Below are 501 nucleotides of genomic sequence, written 5' to 3'. Positions count from 1 at the left end.
GGCGTGTTCACCATCAGCGGAACGCCGACAGTTTCTGGAACATTCAACTATACGGTGACCACAACAGGAGGCTGTTCAAGCGCAAGCCTGAGCGGCAGCATTACGGTAAATCCTAATGCGGCAGTCGCCCTGAGTTCTGCAGCGGCAACAGCAAGCCAGACATTGTGCATCAATACACCATTAACAGATATTGTCTACACTCCAGCATCTGGGGCAACAGGAGCGTCACTTACAGCAGGGACACTGCCTGCGGGGGTTACGGGAAGTTTTGCAGGAGGCGTGTTCACCATCAGCGGAACGCCGACAGCTTCTGGAACATTCAACTATACGGTTACGACAACGGGAGGCTGTTCAAGCGCGAACCTGAGCGGCAGCATTACGGTAAATCCTGATGCTACGATCACTCTGAGTTCTGCCGCGGCAACAGCAAGCCAGACATTGTGCATCAATACACCATTAACAGATATTGTCTACACTCCAGCATCTGGGGCAACAGGAGCG

The 501-nt window shown here is 53.1% G+C and carries 1 pseudogene; it reads left to right on the top strand.

The window, feature by feature from the left end:
* A pseudogene (locus tag ACFSC2_RS25245) lies at positions 1-501 on the top strand (hypothetical protein); the annotation flags it as partial.

It is taken from the genome of Flavobacterium artemisiae, assembly GCF_042678225.1.
Taxonomy (GTDB): domain Bacteria; phylum Bacteroidota; class Bacteroidia; order Flavobacteriales; family Flavobacteriaceae; genus Flavobacterium; species Flavobacterium artemisiae.
The sequence above is the reverse complement of the archived record's forward strand: the minus strand, read 5'-3'. Positions and strand labels throughout refer to the sequence as shown.